The organism is Veillonella parvula (assembly GCF_036456085.1).
In the GTDB taxonomy this organism is placed as follows: Bacteria; Bacillota; Negativicutes; order Veillonellales; family Veillonellaceae; genus Veillonella; species Veillonella parvula_E.
In genome coordinates this window covers 1,369,140-1,383,906 of record NZ_CP138632.1, presented here as the reverse complement: position 1 = coordinate 1,383,906, position 14,767 = coordinate 1,369,140, and the positions used below count along the sequence as shown (strand labels likewise).

General features: G+C 41.3%; 11 protein-coding genes. 8 read left to right on the top strand and 3 right to left on the bottom strand.

Annotated features, from left to right (window positions below; translation table 11 throughout):
* Nucleotides 1-3 precede the first annotated feature (3 nt).
* Entirely contained in the window at nucleotides 4-318 is a 315-nt protein-coding gene (locus PK1910_RS06515) for a YdcP family protein (RefSeq protein WP_000420682.1), read from the bottom strand.
* 354 nt (nucleotides 319-672) lie between these two features.
* Here PK1910_RS06515 and PK1910_RS06510 point away from each other — a divergent pair, with 354 nt between their 5' ends.
* The 6 genes from PK1910_RS06510 to PK1910_RS06485 all read left to right on the top strand — a co-directional run bounded on the left by PK1910_RS06510 (nucleotide 673) and on the right by PK1910_RS06485 (nucleotide 4,890).
* Nucleotides 673-900 (top strand): hypothetical protein, encoded by a 228-nt coding sequence (locus tag PK1910_RS06510; RefSeq protein WP_331298463.1) that lies wholly within the window; start codon nucleotides 673-675, stop codon nucleotides 898-900.
* A gap of 319 nt (nucleotides 901-1,219) precedes the next feature.
* The gene (locus PK1910_RS06505) at nucleotides 1,220-1,459 is read left to right on the top strand and encodes a hypothetical protein (RefSeq protein ID WP_058948174.1); all 240 of its coding nucleotides are present in this window, start codon (nucleotides 1,220-1,222) and stop codon (nucleotides 1,457-1,459) included.
* Between the two features lie 220 nt (nucleotides 1,460-1,679).
* Nucleotides 1,680-2,225 carry a hypothetical protein gene (locus tag PK1910_RS06500; protein ID WP_058948173.1) on the top strand — a complete coding sequence of 182 codons (546 nt, stop codon included), beginning with the start codon at nucleotides 1,680-1,682 and terminating at the stop codon, nucleotides 2,223-2,225.
* 48 nt (nucleotides 2,226-2,273) lie between these two features.
* A complete protein-coding gene (locus PK1910_RS06495; protein WP_042986510.1) occupies nucleotides 2,274-2,606 on the top strand; it encodes a hypothetical protein in 333 nt (110 codons plus the stop codon).
* Between the two features lie 360 nt (nucleotides 2,607-2,966).
* The gene (locus PK1910_RS06490) at nucleotides 2,967-4,193 is read left to right on the top strand and encodes an MFS transporter (protein ID WP_058948172.1); all 1,227 of its coding nucleotides are present in this window, start codon (nucleotides 2,967-2,969) and stop codon (nucleotides 4,191-4,193) included.
* Nucleotides 4,194-4,341: 148 nt separating this feature from the next.
* Complete coding sequence (locus tag PK1910_RS06485; RefSeq protein WP_058948171.1) at nucleotides 4,342-4,890, top strand: SGNH/GDSL hydrolase family protein; 549 nt, start codon at nucleotides 4,342-4,344, stop codon at nucleotides 4,888-4,890.
* A 163-nt stretch (nucleotides 4,891-5,053) separates the two neighbouring features.
* Here PK1910_RS06485 and PK1910_RS06480 read toward each other — a convergent pair whose 3' ends face one another.
* Nucleotides 5,054-6,046: a hypothetical protein gene (locus PK1910_RS06480; protein WP_004694840.1), complete on the bottom strand. Its 993-nt coding sequence runs from the start codon at nucleotides 6,044-6,046 to the stop codon at nucleotides 5,054-5,056.
* Nucleotides 6,047-6,397: 351 nt separating this feature from the next.
* Between PK1910_RS06480 and PK1910_RS06475 the strand changes: the two genes are divergently transcribed.
* Together PK1910_RS06475 and addA are read left to right on the top strand one after the other, a co-directional pair.
* Complete coding sequence (locus PK1910_RS06475; RefSeq protein ID WP_058948170.1) at nucleotides 6,398-9,892, top strand: PD-(D/E)XK nuclease family protein; 3,495 nt, start codon at nucleotides 6,398-6,400, stop codon at nucleotides 9,890-9,892.
* The gene (addA, locus tag PK1910_RS06470; protein WP_058948169.1) at nucleotides 9,882-13,637 is read left to right on the top strand and encodes a helicase-exonuclease AddAB subunit AddA; all 3,756 of its coding nucleotides are present in this window, start codon (nucleotides 9,882-9,884) and stop codon (nucleotides 13,635-13,637) included. Before PK1910_RS06475 ends, addA begins: the two co-directional genes overlap by 11 nt.
* Before the next feature lie 80 nt (nucleotides 13,638-13,717).
* Here the strand turns inward: addA and PK1910_RS06465 are convergent, their stop codons facing one another.
* Nucleotides 13,718-14,659 carry a diacylglycerol/lipid kinase family protein gene (locus PK1910_RS06465; protein WP_058948168.1) on the bottom strand — a complete coding sequence of 314 codons (942 nt, stop codon included), beginning with the start codon at nucleotides 14,657-14,659 and terminating at the stop codon, nucleotides 13,718-13,720.
* Between the last annotated feature and the right edge of the window lie 108 nt (nucleotides 14,660-14,767).

The following is a 14,767-nucleotide window of genomic DNA, read 5'->3' as shown; positions in this document are numbered from 1 at the left end:
TCTTTATTCTTTTATCATGTCGTCAGCATGTAAAAGGTAATTTGTAAAACCACGAGTGCCGATTTTGTAGCCCTCTGCGGTAATACGTGGATTGACTAACTTCACACGTTCCTCAAAGCCGAAATGTTTTTCGCCAGCTTCAGCAGGAAGCACCACCACAATATCATCTGCTCTTTGAACATCAGAATAGAGATTATAGCTTCTTGATAAGACAGTTAGCCGTCCGTTGATTCTTCGCTGAACGACTTTATCCTCGCCAGCAAATTCTAAATTGCCGAATGTTTTTTCCATGTTGGGAATCACAAATTTAAGTTCCATATTTTTACCTATCCTTTCTTTTTTATTGGCTGAATGAATGTTTGATGGTCTTAAAGAGTGGGGAACGACCTTTTGATTCTTGATTTTTTGTTTTCATAAGTTCACTTCCTTTCAAAATCGGGTAAAAAAATAGACACCTCATTTTTTGAAGTGTCTACCTATTAAATATTCAAATTTTATTGGAAGTATCTTTATATCTTCACTTTTCAAGGATAAATCGTCGTATCAAAGCTCATTCATAAGTAGTAAATTAGTAGTAAATTGAGTGGTTTTGACCTTGATAAAGTGTGATAAGTCCAGTTTTTATGCGGATAACTAGATTTTTATGCTATTTTTAAAATAAAAATATCAAAATTGTCAGAAGATTACTGTGACTTTGAGGAAGATGAAGAAGATAGTGATGATATTATATTAATTGGTCAGGCTAAGACTTTCCTCATTGTAAACTCTATAGAAATTTTACTATTGAGAAAATCAGAAAAAGATTTAATAAATTTTTTGAAAGCAATTAAGATTCCTTCTTATAAAAAATATGCAAAAGAGTTATTTGAATTTTACCAAGAGAGCCTAAAGATATATTAAAACTTTTACTACTCTATCTGTATTTTGATATCTTTTTATATCTCCTGACAAGCATAGACTGTGTTAAACCCCAACAGTGTAGTAAGGTCGTCTGAAATTTTTCAGACGACTCCCTTTTATATGTCCCTAAAAAAGCGAACAGATTTGGTTCAGCAAAAATCCGGACGGCCATTACGTCATTGAAACCAATTGATAATGTAGCTGCAAGTAAAATTATGCCGTAGTTCGGAGAAATTGGATTAGGGATACAGTATGAATTGCTAAAATCTGTTAAATCATATATAGAATCTGAGCATCTGGAAGAGGTGAAAATAGGAAAATGTTAAAAATTAATGAATTAAATTCATATCTTAAAAATAAAGGAGTACCAGAAGATAGTTACTCAATCAATGAAGTAAATGATGAATCATTATGTATTGTTGAAGAAAATAAAAAATGGCATATATTCTATTCTGAAAGAGGATTGAGAACCGAAGAATATTGTTACGAAGATGAACATTTGGCAATTCTATATTTTATAAATCGGTTATCAAAAATGTTAAAATTTTCTTTCGAATGAAAAAAAGCAAACTGTAGCCTGTATGAAACTTTTAATTATGGTATGGGGTATGTGCGTAACATACACGCGGCTTCTACCAAATTTCTCTCTTGTTGGTCACACCACAAACTACGGCTACAACGCCCAATGGCTGCCCGAAACCTAAGTGAAATGGCGCAATCTGTCCATAACAAAGTGTTGACGGTGCTGGTGGTGTATATGATTAATGAAAGGATGAGTTATGAATATAGAATTACATATTGAAAAAGTACAATCTCTTTTAGATCAAATGGATCTACAGAAGAAATGTAAATTTGCGGCTTGGTGCTGTAATGCACTGATCATTGAGAAAAAAATAAATGAAAATATGACTAAAATAACTCATTCAAATGTGAACTACCAACTCTGTGATGCTATCATTAAAGCTGGTTGGTATGATTTCTCCCAAATAAATATTGGAATCTCTCAAAAAGCTATAGAAGATATAAATTGGGATGATGATGATCCATTAAATGATATGGTAGAAACACAAGGAACTATAGAATTATTAGCTTCGATTAGAAATATGTTACTAGGTATACAACAAAAATCATCTGATAGTTATTACTTTGCTGCATGTGCTGAAAACGTAATTAACTGGAAAGATGCTTTAGCGAATTTCCCATACTCCGAAGATGGCAAAATAGAGGACGAAAATTTAAAACGTGAATATGAAATTCAATTGTTATTTTTAGATGATTTAAGAAATAGTATAATTACCTTACAGGATATTAAGAAATATAGATAAATGGATGCAAGCCTGAGTAGCCTATTTAGAAAGATAGGAGTTAAATCAATGGAGCCTAAAGAATTAACATCTGGAATTTTACTGGAAAGTGTTTTGGAATGTACAAGTTTTGTAGTAAATGAGGTGCCAAATTTATACAGTGCAGTAATAGAGAGATTAAATCAAGATGATGAAATATTCTTCATGAATTTTGTTGAAGATGAGAATGATCAGGATGATTATTATGGATATGTCTATAATAAAACAAATGGAAAAATCTACGAATATGCGTTCCATGATGACAAATTAGTGAAAAATAGGAAGTTGTCTTTTATCGAAAAGAAAATTGGAGAATTAACAACGAAAGATATTCTTGAATTACCTATAATAGATTTACTGTAATCTAGATATACCTATGATTGGTCTCGTACTTTTATGTAAGCAAGTAGTATAAAGCCCTTTAGGTTATGCCTAGAGCGCTTTATATATATCTTTAATCTCGCACCCATGCTATACTATTTGTATACTATAAATCTTTAGAGATTGGTTGGGCCATTTGTTGCCTGTTGCTCGTTTCTTTTGATTTATTGATATACTTGGTAAGGCAATTGGAGCCCGTTCCTTGTATAATACTAGAGAGAACCCTTTATCTAATCGGTAGAGGGTTCTTTTGTATTACTCGTCATGCTTTGTATTTGAAAAAATATTTCTATTTATAGTATGATTACTTTATATGTTTTTATTCTGTAGAAAGGGGCTCGTATGAATCGACTTAGTTTCTCACGAACTCAGATTTTAATTCTCCTTAGCGTGTGGCTCACGTTTTTGTTGAGCTTTGTTATGCGCTTGTCTTGGGCATCTGTTATGCCTATCCTCAATGAGGCGTTGCATTTTACAGCTAAGATGGGGGCTCAACACATTTCGGCCTTTTACTTTGGGTATGCGTTAACGGTATTACCAGGTGGCATCTTAGCCGATAAAATCGGTTATAGACGTACTATCTTGTTTAGTTTGATTGGTATGGCTGCTGTAACGGCTTTGATGAGTACCATTACAGACTATAACATGGCTTGGGGCTTGCGCTTCTTGCTAGGTGTTATGTCTGGCCCTGTACAAGCTTCTTGCTTGAGTGCTATCGGCGATCACTTCGGTCCGAACCAACGCGGTGCGGCCGTAGGTATCTTCATGAGTTGTACTTCCTTTGGTATTACTACGGTAAACCTTTACGCACCGTATGTGGCTACACATTACGGTTGGCAAACTGCATTCCTTGCTACAGCAATCTTGCCATTGGTAGTACTCGTGTTATGTTACTTCACGGTGCGTAAGCCTAGTGTAGAAATTCTCGCACAACGAGAAGCCGAGGCTTCTGCAGCGGCTGCTAAGCTTGGCGTAGGCCAAACGTCTTTAGTAGAAAACTTGAAGCACATCGTTTCTAACCGTAACATTCGTTGCTTGGCCATTGCTGGCTTCTTCGCAACAGGTACGACTTGGGGCGTAACGCAATGGGCGAACTTGTACATGGTTAAACAATTAGGTGTAACGGCTATCTATGCAGGCCAAGTCATGAGCGTGTTCGGTACGGCTGCGCTAATTGCAAAACCAACGATCGGTATTTTATCTGATATTTTGCCAATTAAGAAGAACCATTTAGCGGCGCTCGTTATGTTCTTATTTGCGCCAGCTTTAATCTTGTTTGCAAGTACGGCAAATCCAAATATGCTCTTTGTAACAGGTCCAATCCTCGGTATAGGTGCCTTTATGCATAGTGCGTTGACCAATGCCCTTGTAGTTCAATCTGCAGCGCCTCATTTACGCGGCACAACAGCAGGCTTTGTAAATTTGTTTAACCAAATTGGTGCTCTCTTGGCACCACTGCTCTTGGGCAATGTCCTCGTCATGACGGGCAGTTACCAAATGTCCTTGATGTCTATCGCTATAGCGCCTATTATCGGTGCATGTGCATTGTTCTTCATTCGTCTTAAATAATATAAAAGGATCCGTAAATGAACTGCCTTTCTAAAAATTGTATCTAATTGGAGGGCAGTTCAAAACGGGTCCTTTTTGTAATTAATATGTATATTGTGTATGGTGTTCTTTTATTATATGATTGAGTCATAGTACAGGAGGGATGTAAATGGAAATCATCTGTTTTGGCGATAGCATTACGCGTGGCTATGATGTGCCTTATGGACGGGGTTGGGTCGAAATCTGTGATGCATCCATAGAGGGTGTTAATTTTACAAATTATGGTGAAGATGGCTGCTCCGTACAGGGGATGATATATAATATTGAAAATTGGGCGGTTACTGCTGTATCCGATCCAACACGTTATATTTTCTTGATGTGTGGCACTAACGATATTTTACAAGGTCGAGATAGTACCTATGTGTACAAGGCTTTGGTGAAAGCTATTGAGCTTGCTAGTACAAAAGGGACGGTAATCATCGGTTTAGAAACTCAAATTGATAGCGATATGGACGGATTAGATCTGGTTGTACGAGAGGTTAATGAACACCTAAAAGCCTACGCAGAGGCACATAATATTAAAGTTATAGATTTCTATACTACCTTGTTTGAAGCAGATCAAATTGGACAAATTGTCTTTGCCGGAGAGGTACATCCCAACGAGCGTGGTTATCGATTAATGGCGTATAAGGCATTAGAGGTCTTTACGCGATTATAACGGGGCTATAATAGAACTGGAATGGGACTATAATGCAACTGTAATATAAAAAATATAAAAACTCCCCTAATGAGTTGTCTCATTGGGGGAGTTAGTGATTTATAGTCTTTTGTGCTAGCGAAAGTTGGGGGCTTTCACCAGATAAAATTAAATTCGTAACAAATTATTTTTTAGATTTAGTAGATACTTTGTTATTGGACACCTTAGCAGATTGTGCAATTGCGTATGCAGTGCCTTTTACTAAATCAGAAGCTTCAGCAGTGTTGCCAGATACGGTTACAGCTGCTACAGTGTCTTCAGTTACTGCGAATAATGCAGTTGCGTAAGGGTGTTGTGCACCATTTGGTACAGTTACAGCACCGGATTTAACAACGATGTAACGACCGTTGTTGTTGAAAATATCATAATGAGCGGCTTGTTTTACACCATCATAGCTTTCATTGTAAGCGAACAATGCAGCTACTTCACCACTTGCTACTTGACCAGATTGTTGCATGGAACGCAATTTAGCGGCTGCCACAGCTGTTGGTTGAGTCATGTTTACAGTGATGCGCAAAGAGTTGTTATTTACAACTGCTTCAGTGATTACGTTTGTAGAGAATACATTCGCAACACCGTTGCCAGCACGGTTGTAAGAGCTAGCAGTTTTCACTTGGTAGCCATTAGTGTATGCAGGCAAGTCATATGTGTAAGTTTTGCCATTTAACAATAAGTCAAACGCATTCAATTGGTTAGCTTTGTAGCGAGAAACGTAGGAACTGCCGTTGCCATTAGCTGTTACGGAGTTTACAGTTTCTTGGTATACAGGTTGGGCTTCAGTAGGGATAGGATCCATGATTTGAAGACCTACAGCTGTTGTTTGTGGTGCCACAAAGATTGGATCGCCTAATTCTTTAGATACAGGCATTTGTTGAGCCATATCGCCTGCTGTATAAGGCACTGCTGGCAATGGTTTGTAACCAGGGCGCGGTGCACTTGTGGCATAACTAGTTTGGTAAGCTGGCGTAGCCGCTTGTGGTGCAGGATAAGAATATTGCTCTGCTGAAGCACGTTCATAAGCGCGTGCGTTAGCATCGATAGTTGCAGCAAAAGCAGAGAAAGACATTGTTGTCGCTGCAAATACTGCAAAAGCAGTTGCTAAATGTTTTTTGTTCATAATAATTTACTCCTAAATACATGATTTTACAAATAACACAGATACTAACTTGTATTATATAGGAATTCATGCTAATTGTAAATAAAATATAAAATATTATCTTAATTATAAATAAATATAATCAGATGAGTCAAATATTGTACAATTAGCCATAGAATGTCATATTACTATATAATAATAATCAGTATAGTAATTTATTATATCGAAAAACTTCGTTTAATGCTATATCTAATTCGTATAGTGCTACAACTAATTTGTGTAGTGCTATATCTAATGCGTTAACTGATATGAGCAATATACATTTGTGGATTACATCAATTGAGATGGTGAAAGTTTCACTAGGGAGGTCTCATGAGTATTAGCGTCTATTATGGACGGGCTGGATCAGGCAAGACACGTGCCGTATATGAGCGCATCCGTCAGGTCATGACAGATTGTCCAGGGGAACCAATAATTTTGCTTGTTCCTGAACCTGCCACCTATCGGGTAGAACGGGAGCTAGCTGAATTTATGCTTGAAAAAGGTTTTACTACAGTTCGTGTCGTAGGCTTTGGGCGTTTGGGTTATCAGGTATATCAATCGATAGGCTCAAAAGGGGCTGGTCAATCAAGTTTATCAAGCTTTGGCCGGTCTATGTTGTTGCGCCTTGTAATGAAACGAAAGCAAAAGGAACTAGGGCTGTTAGAACAGGCTACAAAGCGGCCTGAGTTTTCCTCCGTATTGCAACAGCTCTTTTCTGAATTCCGCGCCTTTCGTGTAGGCCCTGCTGACCTAGAACGAGGGGCAGAGTCTGTTAAAAATAATATATTACAAAAGAAATTGCGCGAGCTAGCTATCTGTATGTCTGCCTATGAAGAGGAACTCAGTCGTCATGGGGAGCGCGACATCGATCCTATCATGGAAATTGTAGAGGCTTTGCCACAATCTCCTCTCATGGAGAATAGCCATGTCTTTATCGATGGTTTTCATTGGTTTACGCCCACACACTACGAGCTGATTTATACTTTGTTTGACTTGGCGAAGGAAGCCGTTATTACTATTGATTTACCGATGGCTCCAAAGGCGTTAAAATTTGCTCGTCGAGGGGAGCATCTCTTCAGCCGTCCTTTAGAAATTTACGACACCTTAGTTGAGCGTTATGATTCTAGTATCGACTGGGTTGGCTTTGAGGGAAAACGGGGCCCTCAAGTCGTTCAAGAGCTAGAGGCTAATTACTTTGCTAGCCCTAGTAAGAAAAACTCTACAGATGCAACGATTCCGATTATTCGAGGCTATAACAGGGAACGCGAAGCCGATGCGGTGGCTCGTCGTATTTTAGCCTATATAGAATCAGCTGAAGAGGCTCGTTACCGAGATGTATGTATCATGCTCCGCGAGTCTGAAACCTACGGTGATACTTTAGAAAAGGTTTTTGCTCGCTACGACATTCCGCACTTTATTGACCGTCAGCGGCCTATGAAAAACCATCCATTAGGCGAGCTATTGACGGCTCTATTTGATATCGTGCGTCATAACTATAGTCGGGACAGCATGTTTCTCTTGCTCAAGACGGACTTGATGCCGCTTACTCGTGAGGCTGTAGATGAGTTAGAGAACTACGTTCTCGAGTTTGGCATCGATCATTATAAATGGGAACGTGAAAGTTGGCCGTACTTACGAGGCTTTCATGAGGGACAAGATGAAGAAAGCCACGTAGATGCACCACGCAGAGCACGTGTTAACAAAGCAAGAGAAACCATTATGGATATATTATCTCCATGGTTTGACTTTGCTGCTAATGCGGAGGGTCATACAGGGGCTGAGTGGGGTACACAACTTTATGGTTTATTAGAAATCTTACAAGTGCCAGAGCGGCTCTATGAATGGGCGAAGGACGCAGAAACTATAGGTGATCAAGAATCCAAAGCTAGTCATGAACAGATGTATAATGCGGTTCTTTCCTTTATAGACGAAATTTCTATGGTCATGAAGGATGAAATATTGACTCTGGATGAGATGATGCTCCTCCTCGAAGAAGGCCTTAGCGATGTAAACTACTCTATGATTCCGCCGTTTTTAGACCATGTGGTGATTACCACTATCGAACGTGGTTACAGCCAGTGGTGGCCTAAGGTGTTCGTAATGGGCCTCAACCAAGGCGTATTTCCTCAAAGTATGGGAGATGAAGGCCTCATCAAGGATAAGGAGCGTCAAGAATTGGCCGATGCAGGCATTACCTTAGCAGAAGGGGCCTTGCCGAAGGCTTTCAACGAGAATTTCCTATTATATCTCGCCATGACACGGGCATCCGATTCGTTGACCTTGTCCTATGCGGGCTCTGGTGAGGATGGAACAGGTCTTGAGCCATCCCTCGTTGTAAAGCGATTAGAATCTCTTGGGTACGTAGATCAGGCAGTAGATATTCCTCTCTCCATTGCACCTGATACAGAGGCAGATTACATGTGGCGCCCGCTCCAAAGTCTGTCATTGCTATCTGAGCGTTGGGGGGCGCTCTTTAGTGGTTATGAGGTCAATCCTCTTTGGTGGGGCCTCTATAATTGGGCTCGTGAAAGCGAAACCTATCGTCCGCGTTTAGCGGAGGTATCACGTGGCATTCGAGATAACAACGATGTGCCTGTCATAACGCAGGATTTAGTGAATGGTCTGTTTTTGTCTAAAGGCTATATGTCTGGTTCTGTGACACGTTTAGAGAGATACCAACAATGTCCGTTCAAGTTCTATGCTCAATATGGTTTGAAGCTAGAACCGCGCCGTGTGCGTTCCTTTGGTGCTCCCGAAATTGGTACGTTCTTACATGCTAATTTAGAGCGTTTAGGTAATTATCTATTAGAAAATAATAAACAATGGCGTGATCTCGACGAAGAGGAGCAACTCAACCTATGTCGCTCTGTAGCCAATGAGATTTTACAAGAGAATCAGGCAGGCGAGGAAACGAGCGATGCCTACCAAAAGGCCATCGAGCAACGTGTTCAGAGAACATTACATGTAACGGTAGACCGCCTCGTAGAGTGGTCTAAGCGCAGCGATTTTGATACGAAGTATTTAGAGCAAGACTTTGGTCGTCAAGGTGGCTGGGATCCTATTCGGGTCCCTCTTGGTGAAGACCGTTACTTGCGACTCATCGGTCAAATTGACCGCATCGACGAATATACACGGGATGATCAAACCTATGGCATGGTTATCGATTACAAGTCGGGTGGTGCTCATGTGACGGCCCAAGATGTGTATTATGGACTTAAACTGCAACTCATGACCTATCTGTTGGCTTTGGAGTCCGCTTATGGTAAAACACATGGCGGATCTATGTCCCCTGCGGCGGTGGTTTACTCTTACGTGAAGAACCCTAAAATCCCTGCTGATGCGCCTATATCTTATGAAGATGCAGTTTCGTTGGCTAATGAAAGCGATGCTTGGCAAAACAGTGGGTACTTCTCCGATGATATAGAGTTGTTGACGCATATTGACAATAAGTTCTTGTCCTATGGATCTAAGCGAGGGCCTTATGTGCCGATTGCTACGAAAAAAGATCAAACCATTTCTAGCAGAGATTTGCGGAAGGTTAAGTCTACAGGTGAATTTGACATAATGTGCCGCTATACAAATCACGTGATGGCTGAGACGGGTCGTCACATTGGGGAAGGGCAGTTCCCGATTAAGCCATATCAATTGAATGGCCTTAGACCTTGTACATTCTGCGACTACAGAACGGTATGTCGCTTTGACTCTAGCCGTAATCGATATAATTATTTGTCTAAATTGTCCGAGAATGACGCATTAGAACGGATGAAAGAGGTCTTAAACGACGGAAATAATAGTAGCAAAGGAGGTGAAAACCATGGGTGTTAAATGGACGCCAGAGCAGGAGTCTGCCATCATAGCGCCTAAGGACTCCTCTTTAGATAATCAGACCTTACTTGTTGCGGCCGCTGCCGGTTCAGGTAAGACAGCGGTCCTAGTAGAACGCATTATTACGCGCCTTAAGGACATGGATAATCCCTTATCTGTTCAAGAACTCATGGTTGTAACTTTCACAAAGGCCGCAGCCCAAGAGATGAGCGCTCGTATTGGCCTTGCCTTGGCTAAAGCCATGGAATCTACAGATGATGCTGCACTACAAGCGCGCCTTGAACGACAGCTCAATCTGTTGCCCTCGGCTCATATTTCTACATTGCATTCCTTTTGCCAATGGGTAATCCGGTCCTATTTCTATAAGCTCGACATTAATCCGACAGCGCGCATCGGCAATGAAGCAGAAATGGCATTGCTACAACAAGAGGTATTAGCCGATTTATTAACTAAATCCTATGAAGAGGGCCTTTATAATATCTATGAGCTAGCGGATTTCTTCAGCGATGATAAATCTGATGCAGGCTTAACGGCGAAGATTATGTCCCTGTATAACTACGCCATGTCCCTCGCCAATCCCGATGGATGGCTACGAAAAGCCTTAGAGCCTTATAAAGAGGCGATGACCATAAACCCTAGTGATACGTTGTGGGGTGAATATATGTGGTCGAATCACATGGATGTTATCAATCGCATTCGCGAGCGCTTAGAGCGGATGGAACAAATCTTGCTCGATCCGACAGGGCCTCACAAATGGCAAAATATATACGATAATCAACTGGCTGCACTAGGCATGCTTTCAGCGGCTCAATCTTGGAATGATATGGGCGATGCTTGTAAGCATATGGATACTTTTATTAAGGATCAATTCCGTATGGGTTCAAAAGAGGCACAAGCTTATGACCCTATTTTGGTAGCAGAGTTTAGATCTTTAGGTGGTCAAAATAAAGATGACCTCAAAGCCATGCAAAACGCTATATTCACCGTTCCGGAAGCTACCTTGCAAGAGCAGTTTAAGGCTCAATATCCAATCATAGAAGGTCTTGTAGAACTGACGATTGCTTTTCATAAAGCTTATAGAGACATGAAGCAAGAGCAAGGCATCATGGATTTCAGCGATCTTGAGCATTTATGCTTGGCTCTTCTCGTTGAACCTGGCACAGAGGATGACCCTCAGCCATCTGAAGTGGCAAAGGAATTGCAAGATACTTTCAAAGAAATCATGGTCGATGAATACCAAGATACGAACGGCGTGCAAGAGACGATTATCAATTTGATCTCTCGCGTTGATAATAGATTCTATGTGGGGGACGTGAAGCAGGCTATTTATAGCTTTCGTATGGCTGATAGTTCTCTATTTATGGAGAAATATAATACGTACGGCGGCAATGATGCGGTAGAACGTCGTATCGACTTGGCGAAAAACTTCCGATCTGACGCAAATATTTTGGCTGCTACGAACTTCTTGTTCTACCAAATCATGACGGAAGACGCGGCAGAGCTCAATTACACAGAGGCTGAATCGCTCATTCCTGGCCGCATCGTAGAGGATGCGCCAGAGGATTGGGTCGGTGGTGACGTGGAATTGCAGCTCTTAGATGTGAGTAAGGATACCCTTGGTGCTAGTGAAAGTGACGAAGATGAAGGGGATGACCCTGAGAACAACGAGCGTGAGCTAGATTTCATCATTCAAAAAATCAAGGAAATCCATGCTGCTAAGAAACAGGTGCAAAATCCAGATGGCACATTCCGTCAAATCGAGTGGCGAGACTTTGCTATTTTGCGCAGATCCTTAGCGGGCTGGGGTACGCGTGCCGTAGAAGCCATGCGTCAAGCGGGGATTCCTGCGGTTGTAAATGAGCGAGACGGTTACTTTGAAGCACAAGAGATTCAACTTTTATTGGCGTTGTTATCCATCATAGATAATCCTGAACAAGATTTGCCGATGGCTGCCGTATTGCACTCCGGCCTTGTAGGTCTTGATGTCAACGAACTAGGCGCATTGCGCCTGTCTGGTGAGGGTTCCCTATGGTCGCTCATGCCAACCTATGCAGAAGAGGCTCAAGATGAGCGCTTATTAGCTTTCATTTGCCATATGGAGCGGTGGCGCACTTTATCGCGTCGTCACGGTGTGACCGATTTGTTGTGGGATATTTACGAATCTCAAGATTACGTAAACTATGTAGGGGCTATGCCGAATGGTCTCGTGCGCCGCGCTAATGTGCTTGCCTTATATGATAGAGCTAAGGGCTATGAAGCTTCTGGCTTCCGTGGGCTCTTTAGGTTCTTGCGCTTTGTGGAAAGCTTGCGGGACAGCAACCAAGATATGCCTCTTGCCAATGTGGTGAGCGAGGCGGACAATGTGGTGCGCCTCATGACTATTCATAAGAGTAAGGGCCTTGAGTTTCCTGTAGTATTCCTATCAGGTGTACAAAAAAGATTCAACATGATGGACTTGCGTTCAGAGCTGCTTATCGATAAAAATGCTGGCCTTGGTTTGAAAGGGTATTTCCCGGATATTCGAGTGTCCTTCCCGACCATGCCTTGGTTCTATGTGAAAGACGTAAAAGAGGCGGCCCTCAAGGCGGAGGAGCAGCGCATTCTTTATGTTGCCTTGACACGGGCACGAGATAAGCTATTCATGACAGGCTTTATTAAAGGCTTTAAAAATTCTAAAGGTGTATTAAGCACCATGGGTGAGCTCATTAAAAATGCGGCTTCCGTAGAAACTCAACAGTTACCGACAGATATTATCACACAAGCTAATACCTATCTAGATTGGATGATGATGGGCTTTGCTCGTCATTTAGATGGTGGTAACCCATTGCGCGTAGCCATCGAGTACGAAGGGCCAACTTATTTTGATTTACCGGATAAACAGTGTCGTTTAAAGGTTGAGATCCATGATGGCTCTCTTTATGGTGATCTTGATTACAAAGCGGATATCGACGAGACTACGATTAACAAGGTACGGGAGTTGAAAGCTGTTAATTCCGTAGAATTACCGCAGGAAATCGTGGACCGATTCAACTATAGCTATCCGTACAATGATGCTACTCGCCGGACTGCAAAAATCTCCGTTAGTGAATTGAAACGACGATTCCAAGAACGAGAACTTGAAGCAGGAACTATTGATACTTTGAATGAACCGATTGCAACGGTAGAAGTTTTAGCAGATGACCTAGCAAACTCCGTATTCGGTCGAAAGCCACAAGCATTACAGTCTGAAGATGATGTATTAACCGGTGCTCAATGGGGGACCTTGATGCATGAGGCTATGCAATGGCTACCTCTTGTGACGTATACGCAAGCTTCTTTGACGAAAGAACTCGATGCACTGGTGGCGAATGGGACTTTTACAGAGGAAGAACGGAATTTATTAAGCGATACGAGTTTGTATAAATTTTTTAGCTCTGATCTTGGTAAGCGCCTTATCAATGCAAAACGTATCGAACGAGAGTTGCCGTTTAGCATGCTCTTTGAAGGAAAACGCGTATACGACACCTTAGAGGACGGGGAAAATTTGTTCCTCCAAGGTATTATTGATACGGCCTTTGAAGAGGATGGCGAATGGGTTCTCGTAGATTACAAAACGGATCGCGTTACATCCGGAGAAGAACTCATTAAACGATATAAAATCCAAATGGACCTCTATAAAGAGGCCTTGCAGCGATTGACGGGAATGCCCGTGAAAGCATGTTACATTTATAGCTTCCGCTTGCATGATGCAATTATTGTGGACTAATGCGCATAGATTCTTATAAATTAATAAACACAAAAGCTCTCTATCCGTTGATAGAGAGCTTTTGTGTTACCAATTACTTGTTATATATGTGGTAGTTTAGGCAGATTTAAGGCTTTTTTCTTTTTGTGTTTTGCAGGTGCAAATACTTTGAGTACGCGTGGCAATACTTCAATATCCACAGGCATATCCGGACCCGCATCACCATCCATATTGGTCGATAAATCATCGACGTCAGATAGAAGTTCGATATGAGCTTTTTTCACCGTTAATGTCGTTGTATAACGAGAATTATAGATGGCACCACTGATAATGAGTGGTAATACGCTGAGAATATCGAGGATAAAATATTCCTTGAAGATAATGATACGCATATAACCATCATCTACTGAGGCTTGTGGCATAAAACGCTCAAAGCTAGAGACTACATTGGTAAGTAGGGCTAAAACGAGAGGAGATTTGCAAATGAAATCGTCGTCCTCTGTTTTGATGCGGTACGTGTAGTCCTTTGTAGTGAACAATGCTTGGCCTGCTCTCAAGAAATACGCGAGAGGGCCGAGTATGCTTTTTTCCTTTGGTGTAACCTCATCTACAACTTTAGGAATAACGCCAGCTGCAATGTTATTGCAGAAATACCGATCATTACAACGGCCGATATCAATGGTTCGAGTTTCATTGATATCGATACGCCTGATAGCTTGTGTTGGATTTTGGTGAATGCCGAGCGCACGAGACATATCATTTACTGTACCAACGGGGATAAATCCAAAGGTACAGGAGAATCCACCTTGGGCAATACCATTAACGGTTTCGTTAACAGTGCCGTCACCACCCATGCAAAATACGGCATCAAACCCACGTTCACAAGCGTTCTTAGCGAAACGTGTAGCATCGTCTTCGCCTCTGGTGAATTTGACCTCAATCGTTTCGAACAAGGTACTCAATTTCCATTGTAAATCGAGGGCGTAACGACGCGCTGCACCGCCTCCTGAGACAGGGTTGATGATAATCAAACAACGGCTCATAGTATACTTCCTTACTTTCAAAAATGAGATATAGCTATTATCTATAGTTAAATTGACAGTCTTAATGATGAGTTCTATAATTGTAATGTATGCACTTAATTTCGCACA

Coding starts and splice junctions, on each gene's coding strand:
- PK1910_RS06515 (WP_000420682.1), bottom strand. CDS start 318: ATGGAACTTAAATTTGTGATTCCCAACATGGAAAAAACATTCGGCAAT.
- PK1910_RS06505 (WP_058948174.1), top strand. CDS start 1,220: ATGTTAAAAATTAATGAATTAAATTCATATCTTAAAAATAAAGGAGTA.
- PK1910_RS06500 (WP_058948173.1), top strand. CDS start 1,680: ATGAATATAGAATTACATATTGAAAAAGTACAATCTCTTTTAGATCAA.
- PK1910_RS06495 (WP_042986510.1), top strand. CDS start 2,274: ATGGAGCCTAAAGAATTAACATCTGGAATTTTACTGGAAAGTGTTTTG.
- PK1910_RS06490 (WP_058948172.1), top strand. CDS start 2,967: ATGAATCGACTTAGTTTCTCACGAACTCAGATTTTAATTCTCCTTAGC.
- PK1910_RS06485 (WP_058948171.1), top strand. CDS start 4,342: ATGGAAATCATCTGTTTTGGCGATAGCATTACGCGTGGCTATGATGTG.
- PK1910_RS06480 (WP_004694840.1), bottom strand. CDS start 6,046: ATGAACAAAAAACATTTAGCAACTGCTTTTGCAGTATTTGCAGCGACA.
- PK1910_RS06475 (WP_058948170.1), top strand. CDS start 6,398: ATGAGTATTAGCGTCTATTATGGACGGGCTGGATCAGGCAAGACACGT.
- addA (WP_058948169.1), top strand. CDS start 9,882: ATGGGTGTTAAATGGACGCCAGAGCAGGAGTCTGCCATCATAGCGCCT.
- PK1910_RS06465 (WP_058948168.1), bottom strand. CDS start 14,659: ATGAGCCGTTGTTTGATTATCATCAACCCTGTCTCAGGAGGCGGTGCA.